Here is a 17,992-nt window from a genome sequence, read left to right as displayed (position 1 = left end):
CGACCGGACGACTGCGGTCCGTCGCCACGCCACAGGGACCCCCTTGCGCAGGACCCCTCAGAGGCTGTAGTACATTAGTTCGAGCTTGGTGAACAGGTGTTCGATCGCCTGCTCTAAGGCTGTCTTGCGTGCGCCCTAGACTTTGCTAGATAAGGCACGACACGCCACAAGGCATCTCTATGCGGTTCTAGCGTTTGGGCTAGAGACGCCGATACTGTGCGAGCGTGGATCCCGTTCGCAACCCGTATGCGCCCGGCGCCGGGCAGCGGCCCCCTGAGCTCGCCGGCCGTGACCGTGAGCTGCAGGCCTTCGAGGTGGTCCTGGAGCGCGTCGCCCGTGGGCGGCCCGAGCGCTCGCTGATGCTCACCGGTCTGCGCGGCGTCGGCAAGACCGTCCTGCTCAACACGCTGCGCTCGCAGGCGATCTCGCGGTTGTGGGGCACGGGCAAGATCGAGGCCCGGCCCGACCAGTCGCTGCGCCGGCCGATGACCGCGGCGCTGCACATGGCGATCCGTGAGCTCGCCCCGCACCACCGCGCGCCGGACCGGATCGACGAGTTCCTCGGGGTGCTGAAGGCGTTCGCGGTACGCGAGGATCCCAACAAACCGCCGAGCAAGCTGCGCGACCGGTGGCAGCCCGGGATCGACGTGCCGGCGGCGACCGGCCGGGCCGACTCGGGCGACATCGAGATCGACCTGGTCGAGCTGTTCACCGACGCGGCGAGCGTGGCGACCGACGTCGGCACCGGCGTGGCGATCTTCATCGACGAGATGCAGGACCTGTCCGCCGACGACATCTCGGCCATGTGCGCGGCCTGCCACGAGCTGTCGCAGACCGGCGCGCCGCTGATCGTGGTCGGCGCCGGCCTGCCGCACCTGCCGGCGCTGCTCACCGCGTCGAAGTCCTACTCCGAGCGGCTCTTCCGCTACCAGCGCATCGACCGGCTCGACCGGATCGCGGCCGACCTCGCCCTCACCGCGCCCGCGTTGCGTGAGGAGGTCGAATACGAGGCCAAGGCCCTCGACGCGCTCTACGAGGCCTCCGGCGGCTACCCGTACTTCGTGCAGGCCTACGGCAAGGCGACCTGGGACCACGCGCCGCACTCGCCGATCACCGCGGCGGACGTCAGGGTGGCGGCGCCGGAGGCCGAGGCTGAGCTGGCCGTCGGCTTCTTCGGCTCCCGCTACGAGCGGGCCACGCCCGCCGAACGCGAGTACATGCGCTCGATGGCGACCCTGCTGCCGGCGGTCGACGTGTCCGAGGCGGTGCCGACCGCGGAGATCGCCCGTTCGCTCGGCCGCCGCCCGGCCAGCCTCTCCCCGGCCCGGGACGCGCTGATCAAGAAGGGCCTCATCTACTCCGGCGAGCGCGGCACCGTCGCCTTCACGGTGCCGCACTTCGCCCGGTACATCCGCTCGCAGCCCGCCGACTAAGGCGTGTTTGGTCAGTGGGGTCGGAGCGAGGCGAGGTCGCAGCCCGGCATCCACTGGCCAACACGCCTTAGGCCTTTGCCCTCTCGATGACGGCACGCAGGTCCCGGCGTTCGATGGCGGCGGCCATCAGGTCGGGGAAGACGTCCGGTGTGCAGGCGAACGCCGGCACCCCGAGCGCCGCGAGCGCGGCGGCGTTCTCGTGGTCGTAGTCCGGCGCGCCCTCGTCGGACAGCGCCAGCAACGCGATCACCTGCACGCCCGCGGACGTCATCGCGGCGACCCGCCGGAGCATCTCCTCGCGCACGCCGCCCTCGTACAGGTCGCTGATCAGCACGAAGATCGTGTCGCGTGGACAGGTGATGAGCTGCTGGCCGTACGCGATGGCCCGGTTGATGTCCGTGCCGCCGCCGAGCTGGGTGCCGAACAGGACGTCGACCGGGTCCTGCAACTTGTCCGTCAGGTCCACCACCGCCGTGTCGAACACCACGAGCGACGTCTTCAGCGACCGCATCGACGCGAGCACCGCGGCGAACACGCCCGAGTAGACGACGGACGCCGCCATCGAGCCGGACTGGTCAACGCACAGCACGACGTCGCGCTGCACCGATTGCGCCCGCCGCCCATATCCGATCAGCCGCTCCGGGACGACCGTGCGATGCTCCGCCTGATAGTGCTTGAGATTCGCCCGGATGGTCCGGTTCCAGTCGATGTCGTGGTGCCGGGGCCGGTTGATCCTCGCGGCCCGGTTGAGCGCGCCGGCGAGCGCCGTCCTGGTCGGCTGCGCGACGCGCCGCTCCAGCTCGGCGACGACCTTGGCCACGACCTTGCGCGCGGCCCGTTTGCTTTTGTCGGGCATGACCCGGTTCAGCGACAGCAGCGTCCCCACGAGGTGCACGTCGGGCTCGACGGCGTCGAGCATCTCGGGCTCGAGGAGAAGCCTCGTCAGGTCGAGGCGCTCGATCGCGTCGGCCTGCATGACCTGCACGACCGTCGACGGGAAGTAATGCCGGATGTCCCCGAGCCACCGGGCGACCCGCGGCGCCGAGGCGCCCAGCCCCGCACCGCGCTGGCTGCCGGTGACGTCGCCGCCGTCATAAAGGGCACCGAGCGCGGCGTCGATCGACACGTCGGCGCCGGTGAGGCCATACCCGGTGCCTTCGCCCCCTTGCGCGCCGCCCAGAGCGAGCCGCCACCTGCGGAGCCGCTCGTCGCTCTCGTCATCCACGGTGCAGCTCCTTACCCAGAAGCCGGGCCACGACCGGGAGCAGCAGGGCGCCGCGATCGGGGTCGACCTGGTCGTCGTGGTCGCCGGCGCGGGGCCGGCCGCCGGTGCCGATGTTGGCGGCCCGCTCGCCGATCATGCGGCGCTGCGGTGCCGGGTAGCCGCTGAACGTCCGCCGGAGCAGCGGCAGGACCTCCACGAACCCGTCCGCGGGAATGCCGGTCAGCCACGCGTCGACCAGTGCGAGCAGCCGCTCGTCGTGGACCAGCAGCAGCCCGTCGCCGGCGAGGAAGCCTTCGATCCAGGCGGCCGCCTTGGCCACCGGCACGCCGACCGTCAGCACCAGCGCCATCCTGGCCCCGATGTCGTCGGCGTCGACGGTGCCGGCGTCGAGCAGCAGCCGGCTCATCCGCCCGGTGAGCAAACCGTGCAGGTCGTCGCGGGTGGACAGGCCGCCGAGCAGCGCCTGCCACCGCCGGCTGGCATCGTCGTCGTCGATCAGCGCGAGCGCGCCCTGCACCCCGTCGATCCTGTCGCGCATCACGGTGGCCGCCGCGTCGTCGAGCCCGCCGACCGCCGCGGGCAGCCCGACGCAGACACGGGTGATCATGCCGAGGGTCACCGACCGCAGCGCCGACAGGTCGGTGCCGCGCACGTCGCCGTACCGCAACGTCCTGGCCAACGCGGGCAGCGCGTCCATCAGGTGCGCGACGTCGGCGTCGAGGGCCATCCGCTCGTCGAGCGCGTCGAGCACCCCCGGCAGCGCGTCCGGCAGGTCGGCCAGCAGGCACCGCTCGACCAGCGCCGTCACGTCCGCGAGCGTCTCGGCCTCCACGGCCTGCTCAGCGACCCGCGCGGTCGCCGCCTCGCGGACCGTCGTGCCGTAGACCCCGGCCTCGACCAGATCGACCGCGAACTCCGGCTGCCACGCGATCTGCCACGACTCCCAGAACGTGCCGCGCCCCTTGCGGTTGGCCAGCACCTGCCCCCAGTCCACGCCGAGCAGCCGCAGCCGGTGCAGCAGCTGGCTGCGCTGCAGGTCGAGGTCCCTGCGCAGGTCCAGGTCGATCTCCCGGCTGCTGACCGCCGGCTGGAGCCGCAACCGGCGCTGGCTGCTGGCCACGTCCTTGGCGATCGGCACACCCGGCGTCTGGTCCGGCACCCGCCCCAGCCGGTCACCGACCACCAGCCGCCGATTGATCAGGCTGAGCCGCAGGTCGTCGCCGTCGCAGAGCACCGCGTGCGCGGCGTCGGTCACCTCGGCGAGCCCGGCCAGCGGCCGGCCCCGCATCGTGGCGAGCGCCTCCGCCAGCCGGGTCGCCTCGATGACGTGGGCGCTGGAGACGGGGACGCCGTCCTTTCGCAGTACGCCGGCGGCCTTCACCAACCAGCGAGCCACGACGTGCTCGTCGACCGCCGTGAACAGGTGGTGATACCAGCCCGGCGACCGGACACCCGCGCCATACCCCTGCCATGACGCCAAGCGCGCGTGCGTCCAGGGCACCCAGGTCATCGACACCTTGACCTTCGGCAGCCCCTTGAGCACCGCGGCGTCGGACGCCGCGCTGGGCAGCGGCGCGACCAACGCCGGCACGTGCCACGCCCCGCACACGACGGCGACCCTGTCGAACTCCTTCATCGCCGCCCGCAGCGCCTGCCGCATGTGCGCCTCGCGCCGCTCCTCGTCGACCCGCTCCGCCTCCGGCGGCGCCGGCGCGTGTGCCCTGACCACGGTCATGGCCTCAGCGATCGCCGCGAACGGCGCCACCGCCTCCGCCAGCCGCTCGGCGTCGACGTCCTCCTCCACGGCCTCCTCCACGGCGAACAACGTCCCCGCCGCACCGAGCCGCGCCGCGAGCACGTCGCCTTCTTCGGCACCGCGACGTCCCTCCGTGTCGCGCCCGTCCGCAGCGGCGTGCCCTTGCTCGCGGCCTTCCCCTTCCCCGGCACCACCCTCCGCCTCGGAACCCTCCGCAACGCCGGGACCGGCCGGGTGGTCGCTCCCTGCACCGCGAGGCCCGCCGCCATTCCCTGCGCCACGACCCTCCGCACCGCGAGACCCGCCGCCGGTTTCACCTGCACCGCGACCGCCCACAACGCCGGGGGCTTCCGCACGACCACTCACCCCGCCGCGGCCGTCGCCCGCGCCACGAGACCCGCCGCGGCCGTCGCCCGCGCCACGAGACCCGCCGCGGCCGTCGCCCGCACCACGAGACCCGCCGCGGCCGTCGCCCGCATCACGAGACCCGCCGCGGCCGTCGCCCGCATCACGAGACCCGCCGCGGCCGTCGCCCGCATCACGAGACCCGCCGCGGCCGTCGCCCGCGCCATGAGACCCGCCGCTGTCCCCTGCGCCGCGATCCCCTGCGCCGCGATCCCCCGCACTGCCAGACCCGCCGCCGGTCTCACCCGCACCGCGATCCTCCGCGCCGCGAGGTCCGCCGCGGGTCTCACCTGGACCGCGACCGCCGACAGCGCCTGGGCCCTCCGCACCACGAGACCCGCCGTCGCCTCGTGCGCCACGATCCTCCGCGCCGCCAGACCCGCCGCCGGTCTCACCTGCACCGTGACCGCCCACAACATCGGGACTCTCCGCACGACCACCCGCGCTGCGCGGACCGCCGTTGACGTCGCCCGCACCGCGGCTGTCCGCAACGCCGGGACTCGCCGCCGCGTCGCGAGGTCCGCTGCCGGTCTCACCTGCACCGCGACCGCCCACAGCACCGGGACCCTCCGCACGACCACGCGCACTGCGCGGACCGGCACGGCCGTCGCCCGCGCCACGAGACCCGTCGCTGTCCCCTGCGCCGAGATCCCCCGCGCCGCGAGGTCCGCCGCGCGTTTCCGTGGTGGTGTGAGCTGAGCCTGTGGTGGTCGTCATTGGCTCGCGGCGGTGTTCGACGACGTCTTCCCACCAGCGCTCTGGGTCGTCGTAGCCGGCGGCCTCGGCCAGGGTGCCGATCGGGTCGACGCGGACCGCGTCATCGGCGGGCGTCGGCGCGGACGGCGTGCCCGAGGCGAGACGGATCGCGGCGGGCAGGTCGATAAACCGGACCGGGATCTCGCACGCCACGGCCCAGCGGATCGCCTGCCACTCGGGGGAGAACTCGGCGAAGGGCCAGAACGACGCCCGGAGCTTCGGGTCGGGGTTGTCCGCCGGATAGGCGAGCAGTGCCACCGGTGCGCGCATGTCCTCGTCGCCCGCGAACGGCACCAGAGCGTCGGCCTCGGGTGGGCCTTCGATGAGGATCACGTCGGGGCGGAAGGCCGCGAGGGCGCGGCGCACCGCACGGGCGGACCCCGGCCCGTGGTGGCGCACGCCGAGCAGCAGCGGATCACTCACCGCGACGGGCCGCCCGGTAGAAGTCGCGCCAGCCCTCGCGCTCCCGGATGACGGTCTCCAGGTATTCCTGCCACACGACCTGGTCGGAGACCGGATCCTTGACGACCGCGCCGAGGATGCCCGCCGCGACGTCACCGGCGCGCAGGACCCCGTCGCCGAAGTGCGCGGCGAGTGCCAGGCCGTTGGTGACCACGGAGATCGCCTCGGCTGTCGAGAGCGTGCCGCTGGGCGACTTCAGCTTCGTGCGCCCGTCTTCGGTCGCGCCGTTGCGCAGCTCGCGGAAGACGGTGACGACCCGCCGGATCTCGTCGACCGCCGGCGGCAGCTCGGGCAGCTCGAGTGCCTTGCCGAGGGCGGCGACCCGGCGCGACACGATGTCGACCTCCTCCTCGACCCCGCCCGGCACGGGCAGGACCACCGTGTTGAACCGGCGGCGGAGTGCGGACGACAACTCGTTGACGCCGCGGTCCCGGTCGTTGGCCGTGGCGATGACGTTGAAGCCCTTGCGGGCCTGCACCTCCTCGCCGAGCTCGGGCACCGGCAGCGTCTTCTCCGACAGGACCGTGATCAGGCTGTCCTGCACGTCGGACGGGACGCGGGTCAGCTCCTCGATCCGCGCGATCCTGCCGTCGGCCATGGCCCGCAGCACCGGACTGGGCACGAGCGCGGCCCGGCTGGGCCCTTCGGACAGGAGGCGGGCGTAGTTCCACCCATAGCGGATCGCTTCCTCTGGTGTGCCCGCGGTGCCCTGGACCAGCAGCGTCGAGTCGCCGCTGACGGCGGCCGCCAGGTGCTCCGAGACCCAGGTCTTGGCTGTGCCGGGCACGCCGAGCAGCAGCAGCGCCCGGTCGGTGGCGAGCGTCGCGACGGCCACCTCCATGAGCCGCCGCGAGCCGACATACTTCGGGACGATCACGGTCCCGTCCGCGGCGACCCCGCCGAGCAGGTATGTCACGACGGCCGTGGGGGACAGCCGCCACCCTGGCGGGCGTGGCCGGTCGTCCCCGGCGGCCAACGCGGCCAGCTCGGCGGCGAACTCGTCCTCGGCGTGCCGCCGCTGGACTGCCTGCGCTTCGACTGTGCTGGTCACGCGAGCTCCTCGAGCATGTCTTGTCGGAACCGGAGGGTGTCGGCGAAACGGCCGACGATGGAGGACATCGGATCATCGGACGCCAGCCCGGACGCGAGCTTCGCGGCCCGGTCCGCGGCGTCCGCCGGCAGTCGCAGCGCCGCCAGCTCGCACAGGCCGGCGAGCCGCCACCCCGCCGAGCGCCGGCCGCCGAGGTCGTCGAGCGCGGCGAACACCGCCTCGAGCAGGGCCGGTGGCCACGGGCGCGGGCACAGCTCCAGCACGTGCTCGACGCCGACGGCGGCCGCGCCGGCGAGCCCGCGGCGCAGGACCTCGACCGCGATCGCCGACAGGGCGTCGGAGGGCAGCGCGTCATACAGGGCTTCGAGCAGCAGCCGGTCATCGGGCCGCCCACCGGCCGCGACCTCCTCGGTCAGCTGCCCGGTCAACGCGGTCGCCCACTGCGCGTCGCGCTGCCCGGCCGCTGCCCGGGCCAGGCCGCGGCGCAGCACGGCCGCCCACTCGTCGGTCACCGGCAGCCGCAGGAACTCGTCGGGGTCGCCCCAGACCCGCAGTGGCGTCCTGGTCAGCAGCTCCTCCAGCCACCAGGCCCGCTCACCGACCCCGACCGGCGGCCGCGGCGTGATCCCGTCCCGGCGCATCGCCTTGTCGCAGGCGGCCGGTGGGGTCACCACGATCCGCCCGCCGCTGATCTGCACGCAGGCCGTCGAGCGCTCCGCCATCCGCCGCGCATATGCGCTGTCGGGCAGCAAGGCGAGCAGCTCGACCGCGGCGGCGCGCACCTCCTTGCGCCGGTCGTCGAGCGCGGTCTCCAGCACCGCCTCGTCGGCGGCGGACAGGCCGGTGGCCATGGCGCCGAGCAGGGCGGCCCGGTCGTCGGGCGTCTCCGTGGGCCACGCCGCGCGCAGCAGGTCCCGCGCCGCGTCGGGATCCCGCCGCCGCAACGCGGTCAGGAACCCGACCCGCCGCCCGATCGACCCCAGCTCCCACGCGCTGCTGTCGGCGGTGGGCGCGTCGACCGTGGTCGTGACCAGATACCCCCAGTCGGGCCGCTGCGCCGCCAGCCACTCCGCCCGCGGGCCGCCCACCGAGGCGATCAGCGTGCGCAGGATCCGATGCCGGCGCCCGATCTCGAGCAACGCTGGCAGCAGCTCTCCGGGCACCCTTCGGGCGCCGACCGCGCCCAGCCACTCCGCGAGCAGCTCCAGTCGCCCGTCGGCGTCCCGCACGGGCGTGGCGTTGCTCGACCCATAGCCCGCGGCGTCGACCGCCAGCAGGTCGGCGGCCCGCGCCGACGCCGGCCATGGCACCAGCGGAATCCCGGAGTCGTCGGGCGCCGCCGCGGGCACCGCGACACCGGTCTGTGCGGCAACGCCGGCGCGCCGATACATCGTCAGCGCGGCGGCCGCGTCGAGCAGCACCTCAGCCGGGTCACCGTCTCCGGCCGCAAGGTGCCGTCGCTGCGTCCCGACCAGCGCGGTCGCCAGGACATCGCCCCATTCCGGAAGCCCGCTCACGACACCTCCCCCCTCGAACGTCATGCTGCGGGTCATAAGCGCACCAACCTGCCTTCGGACCAGGCGCCGAGAGGGCGGAGGCCGCCGGCGGACCACTCGCCGGTGACGGTGGTCGGGTGACCGCCGGTGATGGCGAGCAGGCGCCACGGGTCGCCGGAGGCCGGGTCGAGGGGGAGGGCCAGGCCGGTGGGGTCGACCAGGTGCCAGGTGCCACCGTCGCGGGTGGGGCAGACCGCGTCGACGGTCATCGGCCAATAGTCCAGCCAGGGGTCCTCGGCGAGCGCGGCGGCGTGGGCGCGCAGGTTGGCCTCGATGCCGGTGGCTCCCGCGACGGTGTGCATGCGGGCGGGCGGACCGTGGCGCTTGGCGATCAGGGCGCGGGCCGGCTGGCCGCCGGGATAGAGGCAGACGTCGGCGTCGATCTCGGTGCCGGGGAGGAGGTCGACCGGGAGGGACTGGCCGGCGACGGCGAAGGACAGGATCAGCAGGGGGCGCTGCGTCGAGGCGCCGCGCAGCCAGGCACGGCGGACGGTGAGCTGGTCCTCGATGTCGTCGCGGACGCCGTGGATCTGCCAGCGGTCGCGCAGGACGGGACCGGCGAGGACGGTCTCGGTCGCGATCGGCAGGCCGACGCGCATGCGGACGCTGGCGGCGAGGTCCTCGGGCAGGTCGGCCAGGCGTCGATAGCCGCCGACGAGCAGGTGGAGCCGGGCGAGCTCGCCCAGGAGCCGCTCGGGCGAGCCGGTGACCGCGGAGGTGCGGCGCAGGATGCCGGCCGCGCCCGCGGCCTGGGCGTCGACGAGCCTGGCGGCCATCGTGTCCCAGTGCGCATAGCCGCTCTTGGCGACGCTCGCCAGCCCGGCGCGGGCTTGGTCGGCCAGCCAGCGGTCGAGCTCGTCGAGCCCGGCGGAGATCCGATCGGCGCGCCGGGCCTGCGCTTTCTCCCCGGGAGCGGCACGACCGCCACCGCCGCGCACGGCACCGCCCTCGGCGGAGCCGTCGGCATCGGCGGGAGCGGGAGCGGCGCGCCGGGACGCGCGGGAGGACTGCCACTCCTGGACCCAGCCCGGGGGACTGGCGTCGGTGACGCTCCCCGATGACCAGCGCAGCAGCAGGGCGAGGGCGTGCTTGCAGGGGAACTTGCGGCTCGGGCACGTGCACTTGAACGCGGGCTCGGTGAGATCGACGGCGGTCTGATAGGGGGTGCTGCCGCTGCCCTGGCAGAGGCCCCAGATCGTCGGCGGGACCTCGTCGGTGGCGCTGAGCCCGGACTCCAGCCAGGCGCGGTCGCCGGCCATGCCCCGGGCGGCCCGCTGGGCGGACGCGTCGGGTGCGAGGGCCATGACCTGGTCGGTGGTCCAGACCGTCGTCTCCGTCGAAGTTTCGGCCATGCTGCGAAGCGTAGTGATGGGGTACGACATTCCGTGGTTGGGTATGAACCCGGCATGAGACCCGTGCGCACCGCGGCCCGCTCGATGCTCGCCGCGATCTTCGTGATTCAGGGCTGGGCCGCGTTCCGTGACCCGGCGAAACTCGCTGAGAAGGCCCAGCCGGTCACGGACCGGTTGGAGCCGGCGCTGAAGGCGGTGCACCCCAGCCTGCCGACCGACGCCGAGACGTTGGTGCGGGTCAACGGCGCCGCGCAGGTGGCCGGTGGCCTGCTGCTCGCGACCGGGCACGCGACGACGCCTGCCGCGCTGGTACTGGCGGGGTCACTGGTGCCCACGACGCTCGCGGGCCACGCGTTCTGGGAGGTCGACGACCCGGCGCAGCGCAACCAGCAGCGGATCAACTTCCTCAAGAACCTCGGTCTGATCGGCGGCCTGCTGTTCGCGGCGCTGGACAGCGAGGGCCGCCCCAGCATCGCCTGGCGGGCCCGGAACACGGCCCGCATCGCACGCCGCGAGGCCGGCCACACGGCCAGCACGGCACGGCGCGAGGCCCGCCACGTCCTGCACGCCGCGCAGCGCGACGCGCGTATCGCTCGGCTCGCCAGGAGGCTGCCCTAGACGATCAGGGACAGTTGACCCACTCTTCCTCGCCGTCGGTGAAGACCTGCCGCTTCCACACCGGCAGCCTGGCCTTCACCTCGTCGACGAGCCGCGCGCAGAGCAGGAAGGCATCGGCCCGGTGCGAGGTCGAGATCGCCGCCGCGAGCGCCACGTCGCCGATCTCCAGCCGCCCTACCCGGTGCGACACGGCGAGCGCGTGCACGGCGGGCTCGGCCGCGATCTCGGCGGCGATCTCGGCGAGCACGTCGCCGGCGCTGGGGTGGCCCTCGTATTCGAGCTCGACGACGCCGCGCCCGCCGTCGTGGTCGCGCACCACGCCGGCGAAGGACACGACCGCGCCCGCCGCGCGGTCGGAGACGGCCAGCTCGTGCGACGTCACGTCGATCGGCTCGCCGGTCACCAGGACCGTGATTCGGTCGGTCACACGCGCTCCCCATCCAGAATCGGCAGTGGTACCAGTTGCGCCGGCGTCCCCGCGAGACCGCGCCCTCCGGGCGGGATGATCGCGAAGCCGATCGAGTTGGCCAGGCCTCTCAGCATCGACGACCCCGCGTGCGCGACGGGATAGGCCAGCCCGTCGGACGCGTCGCGGCGGACCAGCGCGAGATGCGTGAAGTCGCCCCGGCCCGGGATGTCGGCGCCGAGGCTCACCGTCGAATGGCCCGGTATCGGGCGGCCGCCCAGTCCGGCGAGCAGTGGCAGTACCAGCGAAACCAAAGCAACGAAGGTGGACTGTGGGTTGCCGGGCAGGCCCGCGACGAACTGTCCCCCGGGCAGTCGCGCCACGAGCATCGGGAATCCGGGCCGCACCGCCACCGTGTTGACGACGTAGGTGGCGCCGAGCTCGGCCAGCGCCGGGTGCAGGTGGTCGACGGGTCCGTGCATAGTGCCGCCGGTCGTGCAGATGACCTGCGCCCCGGCGTCGACAGCGGTCCGGAGCGCGGCGACGTGGTCGTCGAGCGTGTCAGCGACGGGCGCGCGGTGGTGCACGACGTCGGTGCCGGCCCGGCGCAGCCATGAGGGCAGCGACGGGCCGAGCGCGTCGCGGACCCGACCGGCGCCGGGGACGCCCGCGGTCAGCAGCTCGTCGCCGAAGACCAGCAGCGCGCTGCGCGGCTTCGGCCGGCAGAGGAGGGTGTCATACCCGCAGGCGGCGGCGAGACCGATGACGCCGGGCGTGATCGGGGTCCCGGCGGGCAGCAGCTCCTCGCCGAGGGCCGCCTCCTCGCCGATCAGCCGCCAGTCGGGGATCTTGCGGGGCTCACCGGCGACGACGTGCTCGCCGTCGACCTTGGAGTCCTCGACGCGGATGACATACAGGGTGCCTTCGGGCACCATGCCACCGGTCGCGATCTCCACGCAGGTGCCGTCGGTCGTCAGCGGCTGGGCGACGTCGCCGGCGAGGACCCGGCCGACGATCCGCCAGGGCGCGGCGCCGCGGACGGCCCAGCCGTCGACGCTGGAGGTCGGAAACGCGGGCAGCGCGGTGAGCGTGGTCAGCGGCCTGGCGAGCGTCAGTCCGTCGGCCTCGGCGAGGGGGACGGGCACGGGGCTCGACGCGACCGCCGAGCCGGCCTCGAACACGGCCTCGCGGGCGTCGGCCCACGCGATCGGTAACGTCACGCGTCGAGCCTAGACCGTCAGTGATCGCCGCCGCGGAGCTGGTCGACGGCGTGCGCGAGGACCGGCCTGAGCACGGCGAGACCATCCTTCGCGCCACCCTTCGAGCCGGGCAGGTTGACGATGAGGGTGCGCCCGGCGACCCCGCTGAGCCCTCGGGACAGGATGGCGGTCGGCACCTTCGCCGCGCCCGCGGCGCGGATGGCCTCGGCGATGCCGGGCACCTCGTAGTCGAGGACCCGCCGGGTCATCTCGGGGGTGGCGTCGGTGGGGGTGATCCCGGTGCCGCCGCTGGTCAGGATCACGTCGGCGCCGCCGGCGACCGCCGCGCGCAGGGCCTCCTCGACCGGCGGCCCGTCCGGGACGACGACCGGGTCACCGACGTCGCAGCCCAGCTCGCGCAGGCCGGCGACGAGCAGTGGGCCGCTGGTGTCGGCGTAGACGCCGGCGGCGGCCCGGTTGGACGCGACGATCACGACGGCCTTCATGAGGCGCGCTCCCATAGGCCGGTCTTGCCGCCTTCTTTGCGCAGCACGCGGACCCCTTCGAGCGAGGCGGCCGGGTCGACCGCCTTGATCATGTCGATGAGCGCCAGGCCGGCGGCGGCGACCGCGGTGAGCGCCTCCATCTCGACGCCGGTGCGGTCGGCGGTGCGCGCGGTCACCTCAATGTCAACCGTGTCGTTACTCAGAGTCAAGTCCACCGTCACCCCATGAAGGGCGATCGGATGACAAAGGGGGATGAGATCGGGTGTGCGTTTGGCACCCATGATTCCGGCGATCCGCGCGACGGCCAAAGCGTCGCCTTTGGGTAACGCCCCGTCGTGCAGCAACGCCATTACGTCGGGGGTGGTGCGTACGGAACCAGCGGCAACCGCACGCCGCGCGCTGATTTCCTTGCCGGCGACGTCCACCATCCGGGCCGCACCGGTCCGGTCGACATGGGTCAGTTCATGTGCCACGACATCACCCTATCGATCGTCGGGTGGACTTCGATTTGATCATGCACGCTAGTGAGAAGGTGCGTCGATTCAGTTACACGGAGAGTAACTTTCACGTTACCAAAATATGACAAGCCGTGCCCTTCTTCGCAAACTATGAGTCGACGGACAAATCCGTATAGGCAACCTACGAGATGCACCCTAGGCTTCGTTCATCAAGCCAGAGGTTGATGAACATCAATCTCTTGTAACGGGGACCGTTCGCCGCGATGAACGAACCTCGAAGGGGGCAGCAATGCGTATCCACGAGTGGCTCTGAAATCGAAACCGGGCTTGACAGGGACGCCCGACCATCCGTCACGATGAACAGACCGCGATGCAACGACCAATCGGTACCGACGACGCGACCAACCGGCGCCTCTGGCGTCTCGTTGGTCCCGTCGTCGTCGGTGCGGGCATCGCCGTCATCGCCGCACTTTGGCTGATCTCGGACTACGGCAGCCTCGCGCTCTTCCTCCCGCTGCCGACCGTGCTCGTGCTCGGCTGCCGCTACCTGCGGATCAGCATCCGCATCCGTTCGGCCAACACCGGCTCGACACCCGTATCGGCGGTCATCATCGCCACCGCCGTGTTCCTGCCGCCGCCGTTCGTGATCCTTTCGGTGGCCATCGGCAAAATCGTCGACCAGTCGCTGAATCGCACGCACGTCCCGGTGAAGATCGGTTTCAACATCGGCAAGGAGGTCCTCGCCGGTGCCGCGGCCGCCTTCGCCTGCGCGGTGACCGGCTTCGAGCCGCTCCTGGTGCACACCGACCGCGTCGAACCGCTCACCTCGGCGCTCTCCGCGACCGTGGTCGCCTTCCTCGCGTACACCGTCGTCGACGAACTCGTCTCGCAGGGCCTGTTCGCCATGCTCACCGGCACGCCCTACCGGCAGCGCCTGGTAGCGGACTGGAACATCCTCGCCGTCCTGCGCGTCGGCACGCTCGGCATCGCCGTCGCCACCGTCGTGCTGTACCACGTCAACCAATGGCTCCTGTTCATCCTGCCGCTGCTGCTGTGGTGCATCCACCTCGCCTCCGGCAACCGGATCCGCGCCCGCCAGGGCAACGAGGCCTGGCAGCGGCTCGCCGAGGCGACCGACGAGTTCAACTCCGTCGACCAGACCGCCGTCCTGCACGCTGCCGTCCGCAAGGCCGCCGCCCTCTTCTCCACCGACGAGGTCGAGGTGCAGATCCGCCCCCCGACCGGCGAGACCCGCCTCGTGCGCAGCAACGGCCGCGACATCCTGTACGACGGCGCCCCCGACCAGGCACCCCCGGCCGGCGGATTCGTCATCCCGATCGGCCTGGAGAGCTACCGCGGCGACGCCGACCTCGGCGAACTGCGCCTACGCTTCCGGGCACCCGTCAAGCTCACCGAGCGGGAGGGCTACACGCTGCACACGTTCGCCGCCGCGCTGTGCACCGCGATCCGCAACGCCTCCACCTTCGCCGAGACGCAACGCCTCGCCGACAGCCACGCCCGCGCCGCCGCCCAGGACCCGCTCACCCAGCTGGCCAACCGGCGCAAGCTGCAGCAGTACGGCGACGAGGCCCTCGCCACCGGTATCGTCGGCGTCCTGCTCATCGACCTCAACCACTTCAAAGAGGTCAACGACACCCTCGGGCACTCCGCCGGCGACCGCGTGCTCACCACCGTCGGCGAGCGCCTCTGCGCCGCGGTACGGGAAGACGACCTCGTCGCACGGTTCGGCGGCGACGAGTTCGCCGTCATCCTCGCCAACCTCAGCGCTCCGGCCCTCGCCGAGATGCGCGCCCACGCGATCCTCGACGCCCTCGCCCCGCCGATCCAGCTCGACGACATGCGCATCAGCGTCGAGGCCAGCTGCGGCGTCACGACCGGCAGCGGCGGCACGATCGGCGAGCTGCTCCGCCGCGCCGACGTCGCCATGTACCAGGCGAAACAGGACGGCCAACGGGTCGTCGTCTACGCGCACGCCCGCGACACCGCCGACATCGGCACCCTCACCCTCGGCGGCGACCTCGCCCGCGCCGTCGCCGAAGGCCAGTTCGTGGTCAACTTCCAGCCGATCGTCGACCTCGCCACCGGCCAGGTCATCGGCGCCGAAGCGCTCACCCGCTGGCACCACCCCGACCGCGGCGACCTCGCACCCGACCGGTTCCTGCCCGCGATCGAACGCTCCGGCCAGCTCTCCGCCTTCGCCGACGCCGTCCTCGACCAGGCCCTGATCGCCGTCTCGATGTGGGCCGACGCCGGTCACGCCGTCCCGGTCGCCGTCAACGTCTCCCCGCGCAGCCTGCTCGACCCGTCGTTCCCCGACGCCGTCGCCAGGCGCCTCACCGCCCGCGGCGTGCCAGCCTCGTCGCTCGTCATCGAGCTCACCGAATCCGTGACGCTCAGCAAGCTCGAGGTCGTCGACGACGTCCTCGCCGCCCTGCGCGACCAGGGCATCCGCCTCGCCCTCGACGACTTCGGCACCGGGTTCTCCTCCCTGGCCACCCTCGCCCGCGTCGCCGTCGACGAGTTGAAGATCGACCGCACCTTCGTCGCCGCCATGAACACCTCCGCCCCCGGCGCCGTCGTCCGCTCCACCATCGACCTCGGGCGCAGCCTCGGCCTGGTCGTCGTCGCCGAAGGCATCGAACGCGAGGAACAGCGCCAGCAGCTCTGGGAACTCGGCTGCCCGGCCGGCCAGGGCCACCTCTTCGCCCGCGCGATGCCCGCCGACCGGCTCCTCGCCGCCCTGCACCGCGGCCACGACGGACGACCCGGCTGCCTCGCACCGCCCCTGCACGACACCGACACCGTGATCCGCCTCCCGCGCAACCGCAGGTCCCGCCGTTTCGGCGCCGCGGAGCCCGGGCAAGAATGGGTGCCATAGCCGCTTACCTGTCTCGCCCCCGTGTCAGTGATCTCGTCCTGTACGGCCTGTCCGCCGTCTTCGCCCTCGTCACCGCCTTCACCTCGACCCTGCCGCCGCACCGCGCGTGGGGCTCGATCGCCTGGTGGGGCTACGCGGCCGCCTTCCTGATCGCGCTGGTCGTCGTCCGGCGCCTGCTGCTCACCGCCCTCGTCTTCGCCGCCGTCACCCTCGTGCCCCTCGTCACGCAGGCCGTGCAGCGCGCCGGCGGCCGCACCGACCGGGCGCAGGAAGAGGTCCTCGTCGTCGAGCAGATGGGCCGGCGCCTCCTCGACACCGGCACGCCCTACCTCGACCGCCCGGACATCGCCGCGCTCCCCTTGTCCGAGCGGCTGCTGGGGTACTCGCCGTACCAGCCCGGCATGTCGATCTTCGGTCTGCCCCGAGCGGTGTTCGGCTCCTACTGGTGGACCGACGCGCGCGTCTGGTTCGCGGTCGCCACCGTCGCCGCGATGCTCTGGACCCTGCGACTGCTCGCCGACGTGGTCGCCCCACCCGGCCTCGTGCTCGTCGCGCAGTCCGTCGCCGTCCTGCCGATCTGCACCCTCACCCTCACGACCGGCGGCGACGACCTGCCCGTGGTCAGCCTGGCGCTCCTGGCGATGGCCTTCACCGCACGCCACCGCTGGACCGCCGCCGGCCTCACCATCGGCATCGCCGGCGCGCTCAAACTCTTCGCTCTCCCGGTTGCGCTGGTACTGCTGGCGCTCGCCTTCTTCGCCTCCCGGCGCACGCTCGCCTTCGCCGCCGGGGCGTTCGGCCTGCCGTTGCTCGTGATGCTGCCGGCGCTCGCCGTCGCACCGTCCGCCTTCGTCGAGAACGTCCTGCGCTTCCCCGCCGGCCACGGGTTGGTCACGAGCCCTGCCCAGTCGCCGCTGCCGGGGCAGCTCATCGCCTCGTCGACCGGCGCCGGGCGGACCATCGCCCTGTCGCTGCTGATGCTTGCCGGGATCGCCATAGGCGTCTGGCTCCTGCGCCGTCCCCCACGGTCCACGCAGGCCGCCGCGCTGGTCGTCACCGTCGGGCTGACCGCGGCCATCATGCTGATCCCGTCGACGCGTTTCGGATACCTCCTGTACCCGGCCGCCTTCGCCGCCCTCTGGTGGGCACTGCGCACGTCAGACTCTGCTTTCCAGGCTCCTTCGGCGGGCGGTCGTGAGCCCACCTCCGGGGATGCTTCGTCCGGCAGTCGCTGGCCAGGCCCCTCACCAGCGGCGTAAACAGGAGTCATGGCCTTCCGGGACCGCCAAGAAGCCGGCGCCGAGCTCGCCGAGCTCCTCTCCGGCTACGCCGACCGGCCCGACGTCATCGCCCTCGGCCTGGTCCGCGGCGGCATGCCCGTCGCCGCTGAGGTCGCCACCCGGCTCCACGTCCCGCTCGACGTCCTGGTCGTGCGCAAGCTCGGCGTACCTTGGGCCCCGGAGGTCGCCTTCGGCGCCATCGGCCCCGGCGGCATCCAGGTCCTCAACCCGGAGATCAGCCTCGAACCCCACGAGATGGCCCCCGTCCTCCACCACGAGACCGCCGAGCTCCGCCGCCGCGACCGCCTCTTCCGCCTCGGCCGCGCCCCGCTCGACCTCACCGGCCGGACCGCGCTCATCATCGACGACGGCCTGGCCACCGGCGCTACGGCGGGTGCTGCGGTCGCGGTCGCCAGGGCCCTGTCCGCCGCCTGCGTCGTCCTGGCCGTCCCCGTCGGCGCCACCCCCGCCGTCCAACGCCTGTCCCACCTCGCCGACGAGGTCGTCTGCCCGGTGACCTCCGACTGGTTCGGCTCCGTCAGCCGCTATTACGACGACTTCCGCCAGATCTCGGACACCGAGGTGGCCCGCATCCTGAACGCCCGCTGACCGTCGAAGCTGATGCGAGCC

The 17,992-nt window shown here is 72.9% G+C and carries 15 protein-coding genes and 1 pseudogene; 6 read left to right on the top strand and 10 right to left on the bottom strand.

The window, feature by feature from the left end:
- Positions 1-224 precede the first annotated feature (224 nt).
- Positions 225-1,433, top strand: a complete 1,209-nt coding sequence (locus ACZ6TV_RS00665) for an ATP-binding protein (protein ID WP_465293830.1) — start codon at positions 225-227, stop codon at positions 1,431-1,433.
- 67 nt (positions 1,434-1,500) lie between these two features.
- Here ACZ6TV_RS00665 and ACZ6TV_RS00660 read toward each other — a convergent pair whose 3' ends face one another.
- Positions 1,501-2,658 (bottom strand): VWA domain-containing protein, encoded by a 1,158-nt coding sequence (locus tag ACZ6TV_RS00660; RefSeq protein WP_465293828.1) that lies wholly within the window; start codon positions 2,656-2,658, stop codon positions 1,501-1,503.
- Positions 2,651-4,516, bottom strand: coding sequence for a DUF5682 family protein (locus tag ACZ6TV_RS00655; RefSeq protein WP_465294870.1), 1,866 nt, complete (start codon positions 4,514-4,516; stop codon positions 2,651-2,653). The genes ACZ6TV_RS00660 and ACZ6TV_RS00655 overlap by 8 nt, the downstream gene beginning before the upstream one ends.
- 54 nt (positions 4,517-4,570) lie before the next feature.
- Between ACZ6TV_RS00655 and ACZ6TV_RS00650 the strand changes: the two genes are divergently transcribed.
- Positions 4,571-5,518 (top strand): hypothetical protein, encoded by a 948-nt coding sequence (locus ACZ6TV_RS00650; protein WP_465294924.1) that lies wholly within the window; start codon positions 4,571-4,573, stop codon positions 5,516-5,518.
- 72 nt (positions 5,519-5,590) lie between these two features.
- Here the strand turns inward: ACZ6TV_RS00650 and ACZ6TV_RS00645 are convergent.
- From ACZ6TV_RS00645 to ACZ6TV_RS00630, 4 genes and pseudogenes are all read right to left on the bottom strand, one after another.
- Positions 5,591-5,908, bottom strand: a pseudogene (locus tag ACZ6TV_RS00645) (DUF5682 family protein); the annotation flags it as partial.
- Positions 5,909-5,990: 82 nt separating this feature from the next.
- Complete coding sequence (locus tag ACZ6TV_RS00640) at positions 5,991-7,088, bottom strand: ATP-binding protein (protein ID WP_465293826.1); 1,098 nt, start codon at positions 7,086-7,088, stop codon at positions 5,991-5,993.
- On the bottom strand, positions 7,085-8,605 hold the full coding sequence (locus ACZ6TV_RS00635) for a DUF5691 domain-containing protein (RefSeq protein WP_465293824.1): 1,521 nt from the start codon (positions 8,603-8,605) through the stop codon (positions 7,085-7,087). Before ACZ6TV_RS00635 ends, ACZ6TV_RS00640 begins: the two co-directional genes overlap by 4 nt.
- Before the next feature lie 32 nt (positions 8,606-8,637).
- Positions 8,638-9,996 carry an SWIM zinc finger family protein gene (locus ACZ6TV_RS00630; RefSeq protein ID WP_465293822.1) on the bottom strand — a complete coding sequence of 453 codons (1,359 nt, stop codon included), beginning with the start codon at positions 9,994-9,996 and terminating at the stop codon, positions 8,638-8,640.
- Between the two features lie 54 nt (positions 9,997-10,050).
- Here ACZ6TV_RS00630 and ACZ6TV_RS00625 point away from each other — a divergent pair, with 54 nt between their 5' ends.
- Positions 10,051-10,614: a DoxX family protein gene (locus ACZ6TV_RS00625; protein ID WP_465293820.1), complete on the top strand. Its 564-nt coding sequence runs from the start codon at positions 10,051-10,053 to the stop codon at positions 10,612-10,614.
- Between the two features lie 4 nt (positions 10,615-10,618).
- On the opposite strand, the gene ACZ6TV_RS00620 is transcribed toward ACZ6TV_RS00625, so the two are convergent.
- The 4 genes from ACZ6TV_RS00620 to moaC are packed head-to-tail and all read right to left on the bottom strand — an operon-like array spanning position 10,619 to position 13,198.
- Positions 10,619-11,041, bottom strand: a complete 423-nt coding sequence (locus ACZ6TV_RS00620) for a molybdenum cofactor biosynthesis protein MoaE (RefSeq protein ID WP_203848218.1) — start codon at positions 11,039-11,041, stop codon at positions 10,619-10,621.
- A complete protein-coding gene (locus ACZ6TV_RS00615; RefSeq protein ID WP_465293817.1) occupies positions 11,038-12,240 on the bottom strand; it encodes a molybdopterin molybdotransferase MoeA in 1,203 nt (400 codons plus the stop codon). Before ACZ6TV_RS00615 ends, ACZ6TV_RS00620 begins: the two co-directional genes overlap by 4 nt.
- 17 nt (positions 12,241-12,257) lie before the next feature.
- Entirely contained in the window at positions 12,258-12,740 is a 483-nt protein-coding gene (locus ACZ6TV_RS00610; RefSeq protein WP_465293815.1) for a MogA/MoaB family molybdenum cofactor biosynthesis protein, read from the bottom strand.
- A complete protein-coding gene (gene moaC / locus ACZ6TV_RS00605) occupies positions 12,722-13,198 on the bottom strand; it encodes a cyclic pyranopterin monophosphate synthase MoaC (protein ID WP_465293813.1) in 477 nt (158 codons plus the stop codon). Before moaC ends, ACZ6TV_RS00610 begins: the two co-directional genes overlap by 19 nt.
- Positions 13,199-13,553: 355 nt before the next feature.
- On the opposite strand from moaC, the gene ACZ6TV_RS00600 reads away from it, so the two are divergent.
- Genes ACZ6TV_RS00600 through ACZ6TV_RS00590 form a run of 3 tightly spaced genes read left to right on the top strand, consistent with a single transcriptional unit; the run spans position 13,554 to position 17,971 of the window.
- Entirely contained in the window at positions 13,554-16,082 is a 2,529-nt protein-coding gene (locus ACZ6TV_RS00600) for a putative bifunctional diguanylate cyclase/phosphodiesterase (RefSeq protein ID WP_465293811.1), read from the top strand.
- Positions 16,070-17,341 (top strand): glycosyltransferase family 87 protein, encoded by a 1,272-nt coding sequence (locus ACZ6TV_RS00595; RefSeq protein ID WP_465293809.1) that lies wholly within the window; start codon positions 16,070-16,072, stop codon positions 17,339-17,341. The genes ACZ6TV_RS00600 and ACZ6TV_RS00595 overlap by 13 nt, the downstream gene beginning before the upstream one ends.
- A gap of 9 nt (positions 17,342-17,350) precedes the next feature.
- Complete coding sequence (locus ACZ6TV_RS00590; RefSeq protein WP_465293807.1) at positions 17,351-17,971, top strand: phosphoribosyltransferase; 621 nt, start codon at positions 17,351-17,353, stop codon at positions 17,969-17,971.
- The last annotated feature ends 21 nt before the right edge of the window (positions 17,972-17,992 follow it).

This window comes from Dactylosporangium sp. NPDC051087 (assembly GCF_055586325.1).
This window is presented reverse-complemented; position numbering and strand designations above follow the sequence as displayed.

Coding starts and splice junctions, on each gene's coding strand:
- ACZ6TV_RS00590 (WP_465293807.1), top strand. CDS start 17,351: ATGGCCTTCCGGGACCGCCAAGAAGCCGGCGCCGAGCTCGCCGAGCTC.
- ACZ6TV_RS00630 (WP_465293822.1), bottom strand. CDS start 9,996: ATGGCCGAAACTTCGACGGAGACGACGGTCTGGACCACCGACCAGGTC.
- ACZ6TV_RS00625 (WP_465293820.1), top strand. CDS start 10,051: ATGAGACCCGTGCGCACCGCGGCCCGCTCGATGCTCGCCGCGATCTTC.
- ACZ6TV_RS00595 (WP_465293809.1), top strand. CDS start 16,070: ATGGGTGCCATAGCCGCTTACCTGTCTCGCCCCCGTGTCAGTGATCTC.
- ACZ6TV_RS00600 (WP_465293811.1), top strand. CDS start 13,554: ATGCAACGACCAATCGGTACCGACGACGCGACCAACCGGCGCCTCTGG.
- ACZ6TV_RS00610 (WP_465293815.1), bottom strand. CDS start 12,740: ATGGGAGCGCGCCTCATGAAGGCCGTCGTGATCGTCGCGTCCAACCGG.